Consider the following 17,766-nt stretch of genomic DNA (forward strand, 5'->3'; position numbering starts at 1 on the left):
GGAGAAGTACGCGGGTCGAAGCGGGGCGGAGGTGGGGAGGACGCAGGGGAAGACGCAGGGGAGGGCGAGGGGTGACCGGATCAGCGGTTGAGGAGGGTGACCCAGGCCTGGATGGTGGGCTCTTCGGCGAGGTCGGCGAACTCGACCTCGGCCCCGGCGGCCCGCCACCGCTCCATGAGGCTCATCATCCGGACCGAGTCCATGCCCCGGTCGAAGAGGTTCTCGGCGGGATCGATGTCCTCGGCCGGTTCAGCGAGGATGTGCGCGGCCTCGGCGAGCACGCGCTCCACCGTGAACTCCGTGCCGGTCGTGCTGTCGGTCTCCTGGGTCACGGGTCAGGCCCTCTCTTCGGCGGGGGCTCCGGCGCGGGTGGCGACGGAGTCGATGATCTCCGCGACGCGGGTCGCGATGTTGGACAGCAGGGAGGCCGACACCCCGTGGCTGTGCTCGGTGCCGCCCTGCAGGTACAGACCGCAGGTCAGGGTGTCGTCGGTGACCACCCGATAGTCGCGTTCCACGACCGGGCGCCCCTCGGGGGTGGTGACCACCCGGTCGGCCAGGTCGCCCAGCAGCGGACGGGCGTCGGCCGGGTGATAGCCGGTCGCGAACACCACGTAGTTGGCGGGGACCGGGGTCTGCTTACCGGTGACCAGGTCCTCCACGACCACCGCCACACCCTCGGCGCTCTCGCTGAGCCCGGCCACCCGCGAGGTGTTGTGCAGGTGCAGGCGCTGGTCACCGTGGACCTTCTCGGCGTAGTGGCGCCGGTAGAGCTCACCGATCAGATCCGGGTCCACCACCGAGTAGTTGGTGTTGCGGTGGTAGCCGGTGAGCTGGTCCTTGACCTCCTGCGGTGCCGTGTGGAAAGCGTCCACCGCCTCGGGGTCGAAGATGCGGTTGGCGAAGGGGCTGTCGTCGGAAGGGCTGTAGCCGTACCGGGACAGCACCGCGTGGATCCGGGCGCGCGGGAAGCGCTGGTGCAGGTGGTCGGCCACCTCCGCCGCGCTCTGCCCCGCCCCCACGACCACGAAGGAGCGCGGGTCGGCCTTGGGGGGGAGCTCGCCCAGCCGGGTGAGCAGGTACTCGTTGTGCCACACCCGGGCGGACTGCTCCACACCCTCGGGCATGCGCGGGCGCAGCCCGGGGCCGAAGACCGCGTTGCGGGCGCGCAGCACGACCCGCTCCCCCGCGACGTTCTCGGCGACCACGTCCAGATGGGTGACGCGCTCACCCGTGTACACCGGGTGGACCCCGACGACCTCGTGGCCGTAGCGCACCTGGTCGGCGACGCGCCCGGCGCACCAGGACAGGTAGTCGTGGAACTCCTGGCGCAGCGGGAACAGGGTCTTGTGGTTGATGAAGTCGTGCAGCCGCCCCACGTGGTGCAGGAACGACAGGAAGCTGAAGTCGCTGGCCGGGTTGCGGGTGGTGACCAGGTCCTTGAGGAAGGAGACCTGCATGGTGGCGTCGTCGATGAGCATGCCCCGGTGCCAGCCGAAGGTTCGCTGCTTCTCCAGGAAGACGGCGGACAGCGGGGGTTCCTGGCCCTGGTCGCGGCGTTCGGCCAAAGCGATGGCCAGCCCCAGGTTGGAGGGGCCGAAACCCACCCCGACCAGGTCGTGGACGAGGGGCGGGTGGTCAGTGGAGGCCACGGTTGTTCCTTCTCGCTGGTGGTCGTTCACGGTCACCTCAGGCCCCGGCGCGGGCGGGGGCCTCCCGCAGGGCGGTCAGGGCCTGGTCGGCGGTGATCACGGAGGCGCAGCGCCCGGCGGCGTAGACCAGGGCGGAGCGGTGGTGCTCGGCGCTGAAGTCCGCGACGGCGTCAGCGACCAGGAAGGGCTGGATGTCGCGCATGAACGCGTCGGCCGCCGTGAGCTGACAGCCGACGTGCGCGTACACACCGGTGACGATGATCTGGTCGCGGCCCTGGGCGGCCATGCGTTCGGCCAGGTCGGTCTGGGCGAAGGCGCTGTAGCGCCACTTGGTGAGCAGCACGTCCTCGCCCTCGGGGGCCAGGGCGTCGGTGATGCCGGTGTGCTCGGCGACGGCCTTCATGCCGCCGCCCCAGAAGTCGCGTTCCAGGCCCCGCTGCTGCGGGGTCATGTCACCGGGCTTGGCCGTGTACACGACCGGGACCCCCGCGGCGTGGCATGCGCTTCGCAGGGCGGCGATGTTGGCGGTCACGGCGGTCACCGGCTGGGCGCCCTCGGTGTAGGGGCGCAGGAAGTAGCGCTGCATGTCGTGGACGAGCAGCACCGCCCGGTCGGCGTCCGCGGTCCAGTTCGCCCGGTTCTCGGGCAGCTCCTCGGCGGTGGGCAGCGGGTAGGGGTCGATGGTGGGCAGGGCCATCACTGGTCTCCGGACGGGTCGGTGGCGCCGCGCAGCTCGCGCTTGGAGGTCTTGCCGACGGCGGTGGCCGGGAAGGAGTCCACGAAGCTGACGCGGTCGGGGATCTTGTAGGCGGCGAGTCCGCGCTCGCGCAGGAAGGCGAGGAGTTCGCCGCGGGTGGGTGCCTGGCCGCGGGCGATGACGTGGGCGTGGGTGCGCTCACCCAGGTAGGCGTCCGGGACGGCGACGACGGAGGCGTCGTGTACGGCCGGGTGGGCGAGGATGTGGTTCTCGACCTCTTCGGCGCCGATCTTCTCCCCGCCGCGGTTGATCTGGTCCTTGGCCCGCCCGGAGACCACGAGGTTGCCGCCGGGGTGGCGGCGCACGATGTCGCCGGTGCGGTAGAAGCCGTCGGCGGTGAAGGCGGTGGCGTTGTGTTCGGGCGCCCTGTAGTAGCCGCGGATCGTGTAGGGCCCGCGGGTCAGCAGGTGGCCGGGTTCGCCTTCGGGGACCGGGCGGTCCTGGTCGTCGACGATGAGGATCTCGTCGTGGTCGCTGATCGGGCGGCCCTGGGTGGCGGTGACCACCTCGGCGGGATCGCCGTCGCGGGTGTAGTTGACCAGCCCCTCGGCCATGCCGAAGACCTGCTGGAGGGTGCAGCCCAGGACCGGGGTGACCCGGCGGGCCGCCTCCTCGGGGAAGGTGGCGCCGCCGACCTGGAGCATGCGCAGGGACGACAGGTCCCGGGCGGCCTGGGATCCGTGCTCTACGGCGTCCAGCCAGAGCATGGCCACCGGCGGGACCACGGCGGTGACGGTGACGCGCTCGCTCTCGACCAGCGCCAGGGCGGTGGCCGGGCTGGGGTCCGGGGCCAGGACGACCGTGCCGCCAGCGTGCAGCACGCCGAGGAACCCGGGCGAACTCATCGGGAAGTTGTGGGTGACCGGTAGGACGCCCAGGTAGACGGTGTCGGTGTCCAGTCCGCAGATGTCGGCGCTGGCCCGCACCGAGTACAGGTAGTCGTCGTGGGTCCTGGGGATGAGTTTGGGCAGGCCGGTGGTGCCGCCGGAGAGCTGGAAGAACGCCACGGCGCCGGGGTCGGGGGCGGCCAGGACGGCCGGGTCCGGTTCGGCGCGCAGCTCGGCCAGGGCGGTCAGGCCGTCGGAGGGCTCTCCGGGGTCTCCGGCCACGACCACGTGTTGGAGGCCGAAGACCTGGGCGCGCACCTCGGCGGCCATCGGGCGGCAGTCGAACCCGGCGTGGACGTCGGAGGTGACCAGGGCGACCGCCTCGGCGGTGGCGGCCAGGTGCAGGAGTTCGCTGCGACGGTGGGCGGGCAGCGAGTAGACCGGCAGGGCGCCCAGCCGGAACAGCGCGAAGACCACCTCGAACAGCGCCGCGGTGTTGGGCAGGTGCACCACGACCCGGTCGCCCTCGGCCACGCCCAGCCGGGCCAGGCCGGTGGCCAGGGAGTCGGCCCGCCGGTCGAGTTCGGCGTAGGTCCAGCGGGTGGCGCCGTCCACGACGGCGGTGTTCCCGGCGAAGCGGGTGGCGCGCTCGCGCAGGAAGTCGGGGAAGGTCTCGCCGGTCCAGTACCCGGCCTCGCGGTAGGTGTCGGCGAAGTCCTCGGGCCAGGGGGTCCAGTCGCCCTCGGAGATCGTCCGGGGGTTCGGGGCGGGGTTCGCGTCGCCGCGCGGGTGGGAGGTCATGGTCAGGCGGCCCCGTCCACGCCGAGGGCGAGCAGGAGGGTGCGCAGCTTGGCCGAGGTCTCGGCGAGTTCGGAGTCGGGGTCGGACTCGGGCATGACCCCGCCGCCCGCGTACAGCTCCAGGGCGCGTCCGGCGACGTCGGCGCAGCGGATGGTGACCACCCACTCACCGTCCCCGGCGGCGTCGGTGTAGCCGACGGCCCCGGTGTAGAAGCCGCGGTCGAAGGGTTCGAGGCCGCCGATGGTGTCGAAGGCCCGCCCGGTGGGTGTGCCGCACACAGCGGGGGTGGGGTGCAGGTCAGCGGCGAGCCGGTGGGCGGGCACGTCGGGGTCGGTGAGTTCGCCGGTCACCCGGGTGGACAGGTGCCACATGGTGGCGGTCTTGATCAGCTCGGGTTCAGCGGGGACGGAGAGGCTGCGGCAGTGCGGGCGCAACGCCTCGGTGACCGCCTCCACCACCACGGAGTGTTCGTGGCGGTCCTTGGCGGAGGTGAGCAGGCCGACGGCGCGGCGCTGGTCCTTGGTGGGGTCGGCGCTGCGCGGCGCGGACCCGGCCAGGGGGTTGGAGAGCACGTGGCGGCCGCGCTTGGCGATGAGGAGTTCGGGGCTGGCGCCGAGCAGCGAGCGGGTGCCGGAGCCGCGTTCGGGCAAATCGGCGGCGAAGACGAAGGCGGTGGGGTCGCGCCAGAGCAGGTTGGCCAGGACGGTGGCCACGTCCACGTCCTGGTCGCTCTCCACCTTGAGGCAGCGGGCGAGGACGACCTTGCGCAGCTCGGTGTCCTCGGCCATGAGTTTGACCGCGCGTTCGACGGCGGCGACGTGCGCGTCGGGCGCGGGGACGGGGGTGAGCGTCCACTGTCCGCCGAGCGGGCTCCACCTGTGCTCGCTCCTGGCGGCCCTGACCGGGGAGGGCGACCGACGAACCGTCTCGGGGACGACCAGGTGGGCGGGTTGGGCCGGATCGAAGGGGACGGCGCCCATGGCGAGCGCTCCGTCGCCCGCCTCGGCGAGGGCGGCGGGGATGGCGTCGAGCCGGTCCAGGGTGGTCAGGGCCCCCGTCCCGTGGAGGGCTCGCGTGGCGGTGGAGAAGAACGAGTCCCCTGGCCGGTACTCCGCCAGGAGTTCGCCCGCCGTGGCCGCGGGGGCGGCGGTGCGCTGTTCGGGCATGGGTGTGGCCTTTCTGTGTCAGGCACGTGGGAGGGCGGCCGGGTGGGAACCGCCGGGCAGGGGGGCGACTGCGGTGGTGGAGGTGTACGGGGAGTGGAGGTCGAGGCGGTGTGTGGGGCCGCGGAGCGGGGCGGAACCGAAGCCGGGTGGGGCTGGGAACCGGGCGTCACGGGTTGCTGGGCGGGTGCAAGCGTCGGTGGTGTGGGCGTGTGGGGGCGATGGGGTCAGCGCAGGGTGGCGCCGCCGTCCACGTAGAGCTCGTGCATGGTGATGTGGCGGGCGGCGTCGGAGGCGAGGAAGCGCACGGCCGCGGCCACGTCCTCGGGCTGGCCGAGTCTGCCCAGGGGGATGCCGACCTTGAAGTGTGCGGGGTCGCCCGCGACCAGGGTTTGGGGGTTGGCGGTCATGGTGCGGAGCATCGGGGTGTCGGTGGAGCCGGGCGAGACGACGTTGCAGCGAACGCCCAGGGGTGCCAGTTCGAGGCCGAGGGACTTGGTGAGGGCGACGGCGGCGGCCTTGGAGGCGGCGTAGGCGGCCATGCCGGATCGGGGCACGCCCGCGGCGTTGGAGGCGACGGTGACCAGGGTGCCGCGGCCGCGGGGTCCCATACGGCGGGCGGCCGCACGGCCGACGGCGAAGACTCCGGTGGCGTTGACCGCGATCATCCGGTGCCAGTCCCGGTCGGCACAGTCGACGACGGGACCGGTGGCGAGGGCCCCGGCGGCGCTGACCACGACGGCGACCGGCCCGAGGAGCACCTCGACCTGGTCGAAGAGCGTTTCGACCGCGGCGGTGTCGGTGACGTCCGTGGTGAAGGCGCGGGCTTTGTGTCCGTTGTCCTCCAGAGCGCGGACGGTCTCGGCGAGCCCGTCGGGGTCGATGTCGACGGCGGCGATCAGGGCCCCGTGCTCGGCGAGGTCGGTGACGACCGCGCGGCCGACACCGCTGGCCGCTCCGGTGACCACGGCGACGGCACCGTCGATCCCGTTCAACCGCTTCTCCCGCCTCATCTGTGGTTCCCCCTAGCCGTACTGAGCTGCAAAAAGTAAGGCAAAGCTTGCCTTAATTAGGCAATCCTTACCTAAGAAGTCCGCGGCAAGTCTCCGGCGGGTCACGGCGGGATGTCAACCGGAGCCAGAGGGAGACCTGGGTCACATGGACTGAAATCGAGGCCGGACCGCACCTCACTCGCGGCCAGTCGAACAGCACACAGAGCGACGGCATTTGTCCAGTTCAGCACCGATTCATGAGAACGGAAGCACCAGTCTCACCACCACCGGAAACCACACCGACACCCATGAAGAACAGACTCGAAACCTGTTCGGGGTGAGGCGGTTGTCACCTCCACGTACACCCGGGCCGGGCATACGCGGTATCCGACACCGACGGGAGCCGCACCCCGCCGAGCCAGTCGGGACCCGAAGTCAGCACGCCAGAAAGTGCGTCTAGCCTGGATGCGGCCCGCGGAACGACCCCCGGGACCCTCCCCGACCGCGATGACGAGCACGAGGAACCGCGTTGAGCATCACGACCCTGACCGCCCGAACCTTCCGAGTGGTGGCCGTCTTCGAGGCCTTCACCTGGGCCGGGCTCCTTGTCGGCATGTACTTCAAGTACCTCGGCAACGGCAGTGAGCTGGGCGTGCAGATCTTCGGCCCGCTGCACGGCGGAGCCTTCATCGTGTACGTACTGGTGGCCCTGGCCGCCGCCTACCAGCTGCGCTGGGGCGTGTGGCCGACACTGGTGGCGCTGGCCGCGTCCATCCCTCCCCTGGGCACCCTGCCCGCTGACTGGTGGCTGCACCGGACCGGCCGCCTGACCCCGCCCCGGGAACCCGGGAGCACGAGTGTCGGGCAGGCCGAGAAGGTCTCCTGAGAAGGCCTCCGAAAAACTTTGGTGAAACCGAATGCGGAACGGGCCCCGGCAACATCCGCGGCCCGTTCCGCATTCGGTGGGAAAACGCGCTGAGATCTCGTCCAGCGACGCCCGGGAGACCACCCTCGGGCACCCGAAAGAAGGAATCAAGACCCAGGTCGAAGGGTTCTCCCGCACACCGCGCCGACAATCCCTCACCTTCGATGGGCAGCCCCCGAACCCGCCAGCTCCGGCGACTCCGCCAGCTCCGGCAGACCCAGCAGTCCCAGCAGACACAGCAGCTCCAGCAGTTCCAGTAGTGGAGCCAGCCCGGAAAGCGCACAATAAGGGATACCCCAAAAACCGTTCCCAGCACACTCCCGTTACCCCCAAATCCCCTTCCCCTCCGTGATCTTGCTACCAGAAGCAATTTCGGCGCCGATTTCGCTTCTGGTAGCAAGATCTACTGGTCCACCATGGTGGGTGTCGGGAGGGTTTCGACGGGAGCCGCCCGACAGCGGGGCTGGGGTGACTCAAGCAAGATCTGTCCCACGTGGACCTTGTCGTGACCTGTCCACCAGCGCTCGCAGGCCAAGGCCCTGGCCGCGGGAGTGACCTTATAGAAGCCTGTGCAGCCGATAACTCACAGTAGATCTGTCCCCCGGGCCAGGGCCCTGGTAGTCGTCCCGTTCCTGACCAAGAGGAAGCAGGACACCACCATGGTGACAGTGGGTATCGACCCGCACAAGGACATGCACCAAGCCGTCGCGCTGGCCCAGGACGGCACCCGCCTGGGCAGGGCCAAGAAGGTCCAGACGGGCCCCGAGGCCCTGGGCCAGCTCTTGACCTGGATCCGCGCCCTGGCCGGAAACGGCCCGGTGCTGTGGGCCATCGAGGGCGGCCCCGGGCTGGGCCGGGCCATCGCTGACGCCCTGCTGGGAGCGGGCCAGGAAGTGGTGTGGGTGCCGCCGCGCGCCATGGCCGCCCACCGCAAGCTGAGCGGGCCGGTGGGCGCCAAGTCCGACGTGATCGACGCGGTGGCCATCGCGCGTGCGGCCCTGGCCACCCCTGACCTGGCCCGCCACCGGATCGACCCGCAGGTGCGGCAGGTGCGTGCGCTGGTGGGCCTGCGCCAGAATCTGACCGATCAGCGTGTGGCCCTGACCAACCGGGTGCTGGCGGCGGTGCACATCGAGTTGGACCACCGCCTGGGCAAGGGGCGTTGAAAACCCGGGCCAAGGTGGGTCGGGTGCGTGCTCTGGTGGAGGGGGCCGAGCTGGACGAGGTGGCGCGGTGGGTGCTGCTGGAGCAGCTGGAGGAGATCCACACCCTGTTCGTGCGTGTTGTTGAGGTGGAGCGGCGTCTCAAGGAGCTGGTGGAGCCGTTGGCGCCGAACTTGTTGGGGATTCGTGGTGTGGGTGTGGTCTGGGCTGCGGTGTTGCTCTCGCAGGTGGGGGATGTGTCGCGGTTTGCGACCTCGGCGAAGATGGCGCGGTGGGCGGGGAGCGCGCCGATTCCGGTGTTTTCCTCGGGGCGGGATCGGCATCGGTTGCACCGGGGTGGGAACCGGCAGGTGAACCGGGCGTTGCACTCGATCGGGGTGGTTCAGGTCCGGTTGGGTGAGCCGGCTCGGGAGTTCGTGCGTTCCCGGGAGGAGGCCAAGGGCACCAAGGGTGCGTATCGGGCTTTGAAGCGGCATTTGGCGGATGTGGTGTATCGGGCGATGGTCGCTGATCAAGTGGTGAGAGGGCGGGCTGAGGTCTCTCTTCAGCCCGCCACTTGACATAGAAGCGTCACGGAGGGGGGAAGGGCGGAAACTGACTGTGCCCCATGGTCAACAAACTCGTGGGATGTCCGGGCTCTGTCGGACCCCGCGGCTAAAATCGCCTCGGCCCCGGCCTCGAAGGGGGGCCGCGGGGCGGAGACGAAGGGGACGGACATGGGCGTGCAGGGACCGACCGAGGTGTTCGCGTCGAGTGCCGGGGCGGTGCGCTGGGGCGCCGTCGGCTCCGGAGAGCCCGTGGTTCTGCTGCACGGCACCCCGTTCTCGTCGTACTTGTGGCGGGACGTGGCCGCCGCACTGGCGCCCCGGTACCGGGTGTACTTCTGGGACATGCCCGGCTACGGGACCTCGGAGATGCGTTCGGGGCAGCGGGTGTCCCTGGCCGTGCAGGGGAAGGTGTTCGCCGAGCTGCTCAGGCACTGGGGCTTGGAGAGCCCGAGGATTGTCGCGCATGACTTCGGCGGGGCGGTGGCGCTGCGCGCGCACCTGCTGCACCGGGCCGTCTACTCCCGGTTGGCACTGGTCTCCCCGGTGGCGCTGGCCCCGTGGGGTTCGCCGTTCTTCCGGCTGGTGGGCGAGCACACCGAGGTCTTCGAGCAGCTGCCTCCCGCGCTGCACCGGGCCCTGGTGGCCGAGTACGTGAGTTCGGCCAGCGCAACGGGGCTGGGGCCGGAGGTCCTGGACCGGTTGGTGGAGCCGTGGACCGGGGCGGAGGGGCAGGCGGCGTTCTACCGGCAGATCGAGCAGGCCGACCAGGCGCACACCGACGAGATACAGAGCCTGTACCCGAGTCTGGAGCTACCGGTGCTGCTGGCCTGGGGGGAGCGGGACTCGTGGATCCCGCCGGAGCGCACCCGTGAGTTGGCCGCGATGATCCCCGGGCTGATCACCGGTCCGATCGAGGGAGCGGGTCACCTCGTCCAGCTGGACGCCCCCGCGCAGCTGACCGCGGCCCTGACGGACTTCCTCAGGGAATAGGCCGGGCTCCGGGCCCGGAGCGAAGGGGGTCCGACGGCTACGGGCCCGCACGGGCGCACACCCGGGCGCACCCGTACGGCTAGGCTGCGCGACGTGGAGCTACGACATCTGAGGCATTTCGTGGCGGTCTGCGAGGAGGAGCACTTCACCCGGGCCGCTGAATACCTCGGCATCACCCAGTCCGGCCTGTCCGCGTCGATCCGCGCCCTGGAACGCGACCTGGACGCGCAACTGCTGCTGCGCACCACCCGCCGGGTCTATCCGACCCCCACCGGGCACGTGCTCCTGGCCGAGGCCCAGCGCATCCTGGCCGCGACCGAGCGCCTGCGGGAACTGGTCACCGACGACCACCGGGTACGCGGTGCCCTGTCCCTGGGCACCGAGCAGTGTATGGGCGTGGTGGAGGCCGCACCCCTGCTGCACGAGTACCGGGAGCGCCACCCCAACGTGGCGATCAACCTCCAGCAGGCCGCCACCGGGCAACTGCTCGAACTCGTGGGCACGGGCAGGATCGACGCCGCGCTGGTGGCCGGCCCTCTCGACGCGGGCGGGGACGTGCGGCTGCTGCGGATCACCGAGGAGCCGCTCATGCTGCTGACCGCCGCCGACCGCCTCGTGCCCGAGGGGGCGATCCCCTCGGCCCTGGGCGAGGAGGAATACGTCGACCTGCATCCGGGGTGGGGCGCCCGCGACTGCGCGGACCGGGCGTTCGCGGACTTCGGGATCGCCCGGCGCGTCGCCCTCCAGGTCAACGACGTGTACACGCTGCTGGACCTGGTACGTCGCGGCATGGGAGTGGCGGTGGTCCCCCGGCCGGTGACCCGAAAGCCCCAGGCGGAGGGACTCAGAAGCGTCGCGGTTCCGGGGCCGACGCGGTGGCGGGTGGCCCTGGCCCTGCCCGGGGCCGCGCGTCCGTCCGCCGCCACGCGGGCCTTCGTGAAGCTGCTCGGAGAGAGCCATCCGATTGATGACTCCCGCTACTGAATCCCAAACGTTCCACATGTTGGACACGTGCGCGGAGGGTGGGGCAGGGTGAACGGAGACGGTGCCCTCCGGTGCCGCCGGCCACGAGGTTCAGGAAGTGCTCTCATGTCTCAAACGGTCCAGGGTGTGATCTCACGCGCGAAGGGCGCCCCGGTCGAGCTGACCACCATCGTCGTCCCCGATCCCGGTCCGGGGGAAGCGGTCGTCCAAGTCCAGGCGTGCGGGGTCTGCCACACCGACCTGCACTACCGCGAGGGCGGGATCAACGACGAGTACCCCTTCCTGCTCGGCCACGAGGCCGCGGGCGTGGTGGAGTCCGTCGGCGCCGGGGTCACCGAGGTCGAACCCGGGGACTACGTGATCCTGAACTGGCGGGCGGTGTGCGGCCAGTGCCGCGCCTGCCGGCGGGGGCGGCCCCAGTACTGCTTCGACACGCACAACGCTGAGCAGAGCATGACCCTGGAGGACGGCACCGAGCTCTCCCCCGCCCTGGGCATCGGCGCGTTCGCCGAGAAGACCCTGGTCGCCGCAGGCCAGTGCACCAAGGTAGACCCGACCGCTTCGGCCGCCGCCGCGGGGCTGCTCGGCTGCGGGATCATGGCCGGGATCGGCGCCGCCATCAACACCGGCGGGGTGGGCCGCGGTGACTCCGTGGCGGTGATCGGCTGCGGCGGGGTGGGCAGCGCGGCCGTGGCCGGGGCCCGTCTGGCCGAGGCGGGCAAGATCATCGCCGTGGACCTGGAGGACCGCAAGCTGGAGTGGGCGCGCGGGTTCGGCGCCACCCACACGGTCAACGCCTCCCAAACCGACCCGGTCGAGGCGATCCGCGAACTCACCGACGGGTTCGGCGCGGACGTGGTGATCGACGCCGTCGGTCTGCCGAAAACGTATGAGCAGGCGTTCTACGCCCGTGACCTGGCGGGGACCGTGGTGCTGGTGGGCGTGCCCACCCCTCAGATGCGGTTGGAGCTGCCGCTGCTGGACGTGTTCGGCCGGGGCGGGGCGCTGAAGTCGAGCTGGTACGGCGACTGCCTGCCCTCGCGCGACTTCCCCATGCTCATCGACCTCTACACCCAGGGCAGGCTGGACCTGGACGGTTTCGTCTCCGAGGAGATCGGGCTCGGTGACATCGAAGAGGCCTTCGCTCGGATGGAGCGGGGCGAGGTACTGCGATCGGTGGTGCGGCTGTGAGTGACACGCGTGTGGAACACCTGACCACGTCCGGGGTCTTCACCCTGGACGGCGGTTCCTGGGAGGTGGACAACAACGTCTGGCTGGTGGGTGACGACGACGAGGTCGTGGTGATCGACGCCCCGCACGACCCCGCCGCGATCGTCGAGGCGGTGGACGGGCGCCGGGTGGTGGCGGTGCTGTGCACGCACGGGCACAACGACCACGTCAACGCCGCCCCGGCGGTGGCCGAGGCGACCGGTGCGCCGATCCTGCTACACCCCGAGGACCGGGTGCTGTGGGACATGACCCACCCGGACCGGGCCCCGGACGGTGAGCTGGCCGACGGCCAGTCCCTGAAGGTCGCCGGTACGGAACTGACGGTGCTGCACACCCCGGGGCACGCTCCGGGCGCGGTCTGCCTGTACGCGCCGGAGCTGGGTGTGCTGTTCAGCGGCGACACCCTGTTCCAGGGCGGCCCGGGCGCGACCGGGCGGTCCTACTCGGACTTCCCGACCATCGTGGAGTCGATCCGCCGCAGGCTGCTATCACTGCCGGAGGAGACGGTGGTCAACACCGGTCACGGTGACTCCACGACCATCGGTGCGGAGGCCCCGCACCTGCAGGAGTGGCTGGACCGGGGGCAGTAGCCGGGCCGGAGCTCCGGCAGCGCGGTGCACAGGAGGGGCGGGGCCTGCGCAGGCCCCGCCCCGTTCCCTTTTCCTCGGGGTCAGTTGAGCTGGATTCGGATCGGTTCGTCGAAGCTCCAGGTGTCCTCCACCTCCAGGGCCACCGGTTCGGTGCCCTCGGGCACATCGAACAGGGCTTCACCGGAGGCCTGGTTGCCGGGGTTGATCTGCTGCAGGAAGAACGTGTCAGCTCCCAGGAGGGTGCTCGCGGCGTGGCTGTTGCCGTCGGAGTCGATCAGCGAGAGCGCGGAGTCGTCGAAGGTGGTGGACTCGCTGCCACCGTTCTCCACCGTCATGTCGACGATGACGAACTCCCCCTGTGCCTGCTCCTCGAAGAACTCCTCGCCGTAGCTGGCAGCGGTCTCCGTACCGTTCACGGTGACCATCCAGTCGCCCAGCTGGGCGGCCTCGCCCATGGCGAAGTCTCCGCTCTCCTCGGCGGGCTCTTCCTCGGCGGCCTCCTCGGTTTCCGCTCCGGTCGCATTCTCCTCAGACGCCGAAGTGGTTTCTGCCTCCTGCCCGCCCCCGTTGTTGGCCACGATCATTCCCACGATGAGCACGAAGACCGCCAGCAGGACCCACGGCCACTTCCTGCGCTTTTGGGGAGCGACCGCCTGGGGCGGCGGCCCGTACTGCGGTGGAACGTACTGCTGCTGGCCGTAAGGGGACTGCTGGAACTGCTGGGGCCCGTACGGGGGCTGCTGGGGGCCGCCCGGGGGCTGCCCGCCCTGGTAGGGGCCGTACTGTCCCGGCCCGTCCTGCATACCGCTGCTCATGGCGCACCTTTCCGAAACCACACCCGAGGGAAGCTCACCCCCTACTTCCAGAGTCAGACACAAACCCGACAAAAGAGGAAAAGAAAAGGCCATTATTTCCCCTTCAAGCATCGGCGGACCCAGAAATCAATCAACAGAATCAGACATTCTGGCAACCTTTCAGGAGTTCCCCGAACACAAATCAAGAAATGGCCGAAAGCGGACATCTGAGAAACTTGCGCCAGCGGGTAAAGCTCAGTCCACACCCGGATTGACTGTCCGTTGTCGGCCACCGGTCGGATCAAGCGGCCATGAGTCTGAGTACCAGTGCGGAGAAGTCCGTGCGGGCGCGCTGGGCGAGGATTCCGAGCAGGCGTCGGGAACGGCCCTGTTTCGGCCAGACCCTGCCGCGGCCGGTCAGCGATGGTGCGGGTACGGCGTCGGCGCCCCGGGCCGGGAGCCGACTCCCGGCCGCTCCGACACGACCGGCCGGGATCGCGGTTCTGGCTCTGTGCGGGAAAGTCCCGACCCGGAGGTGATGGGCCCCGGGCGAAGATCAGACGACGATCAGTCGAGGAAGATCTCTGCGATGAGCTCCGAGTCGCTCACCCGTCCGGTCTTGCGGAAGCCCAGCCCCAGGTAGAAGTCCTCCGGACTGCCCTCGCCCGGAACCCAGGAGACCGTGACCCGGGACAGGCCGCGGCGCCGCGCCTCGGCGAGCGCGCCCTCCACCGCGAACCGGCCGTATTCCCTGCCCTGGTGTTTCTCGGAGATGTTGAGCCGCCAGACCTCGGCCTGGAAGTCGGGGTCCTCTTCATCGGGGGCGAACTGGACCATGATGAAGCCGACCGCCTCGTCGCCGTCCATGAGCAGGCGGGGCCAGGCGGTGGAGCGGTTCGTGTACGCCTGGGCCAGGGAGCGCAGGACCGGGGCGACGAAGCGGTTCTGGTCATCTCGGACCTGGACCCCGACAGCCGCGTCGAAGTTGTCGTCGGTGATCTCGACCAGCCGGAGCGAGGGGGCGTCTGTCATGAGCGGAACCCTAAGACACGGCCCGGGCACACGCCACGGGTTTTCGTCCGGTACGGGCTCTCGCTCCTCAGCGGGCCAGCCGGGCGAGGGCCCGGTCCACATCGAAGCGTTCCGGGGCGGTCAGGGGTGCCCCGATCCGCTCCCGGTTCCGGGTGGCTTCGGCGAGCAGATCGGCGGCGACCGCGCCGTCTCCGGCCAGGGCGTGTGCCCCGGCCAGTCCTTCGAGCGCGGCGGCGACCGTGCGGGGATCCCCGCTGGCGTCGGCGTCGGCGCGGGCAAGGGTGTGCAGGTCCAGAGCGGTCGCGGCGTCCCCGCGCTGTTCGGCGACGTAACCCAGCTGGGTGCGCAGGAACGCCGTTCCGATGTGACTGCCCGCGCGCAGGTTCCACTCCATCCAGCGGTGCAGCAGGCGCTCGGCGCGGTCCAGGTCGCCGCGGCGGCGGGCCGCCAGCACGGTGCCCGCATCGGCGAACTGTTCGGCCCCGGCGTCGGACTGCTCCGCCGCCAGGGCCGCGGCCCGTGCGTGCAGCACGTCGGCCCGGTCCAGGTCGCCGCGGAGCAGGGCCACGCGGCCCAGGCCGGACAGGGCCAGGGTGGCGTTGCCCCACAGTCGCAGCTCCTCGGCCAGGCGCAGGGCGCGTTCGTGGTGGTCGGCGACCCCATCGAGGTCGCCGAGGGACTCCAGGGCCTGGGCGAGGGCGTCGGTGGCCTGGAGGGCGCCCCACCCGTCACCGATCTCCCGCAGGGCCTGTTCCGCCTGACGGGCGGTGTCCAGGGCTTCGGCGATGTCGCCTCGGCGCAGTGCGGCGTAGGCGAGGGTGACACGGGAGACCTCGGCGCCCCAGCGGTCCCCAGCCGCGGCGGCCGTCGCGTGGGCGGAGCGCACACGGTCGACGGCGCTGTCCTGGTCGCCCAATCCCCAGCGCAGGTGTTCGATCAACCAGGCGAGCCGGGCGCGCGTGACGGGGTCGTCGACCCGGTCCAGGTGCTCGGGGGCGTGTGCGCGGCGGTGCTGTTCGTCGTCGGTGGCGGGTACGGCGAGCGCGGTACGCCACAGGGCGGCCTCGGCGCGGCCAGAGGGGTCCGTACCGGGCAGGGCGAGGGCCCGGTCCAGGGCGGCCCGTGCCGATCCTGATCGCCCGCGCAGGTAGCGGTGCCAGCAGGGGGCGACGGCCAGGCGCAGGGCCAGCTCGGTGTCGCCGACGCTCGTGGCGTGCTCCAGGGCGGCGTTGAGGTTGGCGCTCTCCCGGTCCAGGCGTTCCAGCCACCGGTACTGGTCGGGGCCGCGCAGACGGCTGTCGGCCCGGGTGGCGAGGTCGGCGATGTGGCGGGCGTGCCGGGCACGGACACGGGGCCGGTCACCGGAGACGGCCAGGTGTTCCAGGGCGTAGGCGGCCACGGATTCCAGGAGCCGGTAGCGGGTGTGGGAGGGGTGGGTCTCGACGGTGACCAGGGAGTGGTCGGCCAGGGCGCCGACCAGGTCCAGGACCTGGTGCGCGGGCACGTGCACCTGTTCTTCCACCGTGGTCGCCCCGGTCTCCTCCCCCGTTTCCGGTCCGGAGCAGACGGCCTCGGCGGTGTCGGGTTCGCAGCCGTCGGCGGTGACGGCCAGGCGGGACAGCACGGCCCGTTCGGCCGGGGTGAGCTGGTCCCAGCTCCAGTCGATCACCGCGCGCAGGGTGCGCTGGCGTTCGGGGGCGTCGCGGCGGCCGGTGCCCAGCAGGGCGAAGCGGTCGTCCAGTCGGGCGGCGATCTCGTCCGCGCCCAGGTGGCGCAGGCGGGTGGCGGCCAGTTCCAGGGCCAGGGGGATGCCGTCCAGGCGGCGGCAGACGGTGGCCACGGCCGGGGCGGTCGCGGTGTCCAGGACGAAGGTGGCGCGAGCGGCGCGGGCCCGGGCGGTGAAGAGCTGGACCGCGCCCGATGCGGCGAGTTCGTCTGGGTCGGTGGTGCCGGGTTCGGGCAGGTCGAGCGGGGGCACCGCGTACAGGTGTTCACCGGCGATGTCGAGGGGGACCCGGCCGGTGGCCAGGACGCGCAGGTGGGGCAGGGCACCCAGCAGGCGGGCGACGAGGGCCGCGGTCGGGGCGACGACGTGTTCGTGGTTGTCCAGGACGAGGAGGGCACGGCGGCCTTTGAGCATCGCCACGATGCGGGCCTGCTCCTCAGCTTCCTCGCCCGCTCGGCCGTCCCGGACACCGAGGGTGACGGCCAGCCGGGGCACGGGGTCGCTGTCGGGGGCCAGCCCGCCCAGCTCCACCAGCCAGGCGCCGTCCCCGGCTTCGGTGCGGTGGGTGAGTGCGGCCCCGGCGGCCAGGGCGAGGCGGGTCTTGCCGACCCCGCCCGGTCCGGTGAGAGTGACCAGCCGGTGTGCGGCGAGCATGGCGGCCAGGTCCCTCAGGGCGCGGTCGCGGCCGACCAGTGTGTCCACGGGTTCGGGTAGGCGGCCGGGCGGCGGAACCGGGTCGGGCACCGGGTCCAGGGCGGGGTCGCGGGCGAGCATGGCCCGGTGCAGGTCGAGAAGCTGCTGCCCGGGGTCCGCGCCCAGTTCCTCGGCCAGCCGGATCCGCAGGCGCGCGTAGGCGGCCAGGGCTTCGGCGTGGCGTCCCGCCCCGTGGAGGGCTCGGAAATAGGCGGCGTGCAGGCGTTCGCGGTAGGGGTTTCGGGCGACCGGTTCGGCGAGCTCGGCGGCCAGGGCGCTGTGTTCGCCCAGATCCAGGCGGGTTTCGGCGAGGTCCTCCAGGGCGGTCAGGCGCAGCTGCGTCCAGCGGGTCGGTTCGCCCGTCCAGGCCTGCTCGGCCCCGGACGCGGAGTCGGTGAACTCCGCCAGTACCGGTCCTCGCCACAGGTCCAGCGCACGGGTGAAAAGTTCGGCGCGGGTGCGGGGTTCGGTGGCCCGGGCGGCCCGGCTGAGGAGCGCCTCGAAGTGCGCGGCGTCGAGGTGGTCGGCCACCAGCAGGTAGCCGGGGGCGCGGTGGCGGACCAGGGCTCGGGCGCCGGGTTCGGCGGCGTCCAGGGCACCGCGCAGCTGGGAGATCCGGGCCTGGAGGACGGCGGTGGGGCGGCTGGGCGGGGTGTCGCCCCACAGGTGGTCGACGAGCTGGTCGACGGGGACGGGGCGGCCCCTGGCCAGGAGAAGGCGGACCAGGAGGGCGCGGACCTTGGTGTCGGGGATCGGGACGGGATCGCCGTGGTCGGTCGTCACCGACAGTGGTCCGAGTACCCCGAATCGCATGCCTTCACCGTAGCGGCCCGGCGGCGGCTCCCTGCCGGGCCGGTTTCAGGTCCGAGGAGCATCCGTGGCGGGCCCGTAGCGGAGCC

At 71.4% G+C, this 17,766-nt stretch carries 16 protein-coding genes; 7 read left to right on the plus strand and 9 right to left on the minus strand.

What is annotated here, in order from left to right:
- Window positions 1-80: 80 nt before the first annotated feature.
- The 6 genes from NE857_RS18240 to NE857_RS18265 all read right to left on the minus strand — a co-directional run bounded on the left by NE857_RS18240 (window position 81) and on the right by NE857_RS18265 (window position 6,213).
- Window positions 81-332 carry a phosphopantetheine-binding protein gene (locus NE857_RS18240; protein ID WP_254416868.1) on the minus strand — a complete coding sequence of 84 codons (252 nt, stop codon included), beginning with the start codon at window positions 330-332 and terminating at the stop codon, window positions 81-83.
- A 3-nt stretch (window positions 333-335) separates the two neighbouring features.
- Entirely contained in the window at window positions 336-1,652 is a 1,317-nt protein-coding gene (locus NE857_RS18245; protein WP_254416869.1) for a lysine N(6)-hydroxylase/L-ornithine N(5)-oxygenase family protein, read from the minus strand.
- Between the two features lie 37 nt (window positions 1,653-1,689).
- Entirely contained in the window at window positions 1,690-2,349 is a 660-nt protein-coding gene (locus NE857_RS18250) for an isochorismatase family protein (protein WP_301184229.1), read from the minus strand.
- Window positions 2,349-4,037: a (2,3-dihydroxybenzoyl)adenylate synthase gene (locus tag NE857_RS18255; protein ID WP_254416871.1), complete on the minus strand. Its 1,689-nt coding sequence runs from the start codon at window positions 4,035-4,037 to the stop codon at window positions 2,349-2,351. The genes NE857_RS18250 and NE857_RS18255 overlap by 1 nt, the downstream gene beginning before the upstream one ends.
- Window positions 4,038-4,039: 2 nt before the next feature.
- A complete protein-coding gene (locus NE857_RS18260) occupies window positions 4,040-5,203 on the minus strand; it encodes an isochorismate synthase (RefSeq protein ID WP_254416872.1) in 1,164 nt (387 codons plus the stop codon).
- 224 nt (window positions 5,204-5,427) lie between these two features.
- Window positions 5,428-6,213: an SDR family oxidoreductase gene (locus NE857_RS18265; RefSeq protein ID WP_425572181.1), complete on the minus strand. Its 786-nt coding sequence runs from the start codon at window positions 6,211-6,213 to the stop codon at window positions 5,428-5,430.
- Between the two features lie 508 nt (window positions 6,214-6,721).
- Between NE857_RS18265 and NE857_RS18270 the strand changes: the two genes are divergently transcribed.
- The 7 genes from NE857_RS18270 (at window position 6,722) to NE857_RS18300 (ending at window position 12,622) form a co-directional block, all read left to right on the plus strand.
- On the plus strand, window positions 6,722-7,078 hold the full coding sequence (locus NE857_RS18270; RefSeq protein ID WP_254416873.1) for a DUF3817 domain-containing protein: 357 nt from the start codon (window positions 6,722-6,724) through the stop codon (window positions 7,076-7,078).
- A gap of 698 nt (window positions 7,079-7,776) precedes the next feature.
- Window positions 7,777-8,283 carry an IS110 family transposase gene (locus NE857_RS18275; protein ID WP_254416874.1) on the plus strand — a complete coding sequence of 169 codons (507 nt, stop codon included), beginning with the start codon at window positions 7,777-7,779 and terminating at the stop codon, window positions 8,281-8,283.
- Between the two features lie 23 nt (window positions 8,284-8,306).
- Complete coding sequence (locus NE857_RS18280; protein WP_254416875.1) at window positions 8,307-8,840, plus strand: transposase; 534 nt, start codon at window positions 8,307-8,309, stop codon at window positions 8,838-8,840.
- A 156-nt stretch (window positions 8,841-8,996) separates the two neighbouring features.
- Complete coding sequence (locus NE857_RS18285) at window positions 8,997-9,818, plus strand: alpha/beta fold hydrolase (RefSeq protein ID WP_254416876.1); 822 nt, start codon at window positions 8,997-8,999, stop codon at window positions 9,816-9,818.
- A gap of 93 nt (window positions 9,819-9,911) precedes the next feature.
- Window positions 9,912-10,802, plus strand: a complete 891-nt coding sequence (locus NE857_RS18290; RefSeq protein WP_254416877.1) for a LysR family transcriptional regulator — start codon at window positions 9,912-9,914, stop codon at window positions 10,800-10,802.
- Between the two features lie 105 nt (window positions 10,803-10,907).
- Window positions 10,908-11,993 carry an S-(hydroxymethyl)mycothiol dehydrogenase gene (locus tag NE857_RS18295; RefSeq protein WP_254416878.1) on the plus strand — a complete coding sequence of 362 codons (1,086 nt, stop codon included), beginning with the start codon at window positions 10,908-10,910 and terminating at the stop codon, window positions 11,991-11,993.
- Window positions 11,990-12,622, plus strand: coding sequence for an MBL fold metallo-hydrolase (locus NE857_RS18300; protein ID WP_254416879.1), 633 nt, complete (start codon window positions 11,990-11,992; stop codon window positions 12,620-12,622). Before NE857_RS18295 ends, NE857_RS18300 begins: the two co-directional genes overlap by 4 nt.
- Before the next feature lie 80 nt (window positions 12,623-12,702).
- Here NE857_RS18300 and NE857_RS18305 read toward each other — a convergent pair whose 3' ends face one another.
- The 3 genes from NE857_RS18305 to NE857_RS18315 form a co-directional block, all read right to left on the minus strand.
- A complete protein-coding gene (locus NE857_RS18305; protein WP_254416880.1) occupies window positions 12,703-13,437 on the minus strand; it encodes a DUF4352 domain-containing protein in 735 nt (244 codons plus the stop codon).
- A gap of 546 nt (window positions 13,438-13,983) precedes the next feature.
- Window positions 13,984-14,448, minus strand: a complete 465-nt coding sequence (locus tag NE857_RS18310) for a GNAT family N-acetyltransferase (RefSeq protein ID WP_254416881.1) — start codon at window positions 14,446-14,448, stop codon at window positions 13,984-13,986.
- 67 nt (window positions 14,449-14,515) lie between these two features.
- Window positions 14,516-17,680 (minus strand): ATP-binding protein, encoded by a 3,165-nt coding sequence (locus NE857_RS18315; RefSeq protein WP_254416882.1) that lies wholly within the window; start codon window positions 17,678-17,680, stop codon window positions 14,516-14,518.
- Window positions 17,681-17,766 lie beyond the last annotated feature (86 nt).

This window comes from Nocardiopsis exhalans (assembly GCF_024134545.1).
Classification (GTDB): Bacteria; Actinomycetota; Actinomycetes; order Streptosporangiales; family Streptosporangiaceae; genus Nocardiopsis; species Nocardiopsis exhalans.

Coding starts and splice junctions, on each gene's coding strand:
- NE857_RS18250 (WP_301184229.1), bottom strand. CDS start 2,349: ATGGCCCTGCCCACCATCGACCCCTACCCGCTGCCCACCGCCGAGGAG.
- NE857_RS18255 (WP_254416871.1), bottom strand. CDS start 4,037: ATGACCTCCCACCCGCGCGGCGACGCGAACCCCGCCCCGAACCCCCGG.
- NE857_RS18260 (WP_254416872.1), bottom strand. CDS start 5,203: ATGCCCGAACAGCGCACCGCCGCCCCCGCGGCCACGGCGGGCGAACTC.
- NE857_RS18265 (WP_425572181.1), bottom strand. CDS start 6,213: ATGAGGCGGGAGAAGCGGTTGAACGGGATCGACGGTGCCGTCGCCGTG.
- NE857_RS18275 (WP_254416874.1), top strand. CDS start 7,777: ATGGTGACAGTGGGTATCGACCCGCACAAGGACATGCACCAAGCCGTC.
- NE857_RS18285 (WP_254416876.1), top strand. CDS start 8,997: ATGGGCGTGCAGGGACCGACCGAGGTGTTCGCGTCGAGTGCCGGGGCG.
- NE857_RS18295 (WP_254416878.1), top strand. CDS start 10,908: ATGTCTCAAACGGTCCAGGGTGTGATCTCACGCGCGAAGGGCGCCCCG.
- NE857_RS18305 (WP_254416880.1), bottom strand. CDS start 13,437: ATGAGCAGCGGTATGCAGGACGGGCCGGGACAGTACGGCCCCTACCAG.
- NE857_RS18310 (WP_254416881.1), bottom strand. CDS start 14,448: ATGACAGACGCCCCCTCGCTCCGGCTGGTCGAGATCACCGACGACAAC.
- NE857_RS18315 (WP_254416882.1), bottom strand. CDS start 17,680: ATGCGATTCGGGGTACTCGGACCACTGTCGGTGACGACCGACCACGGC.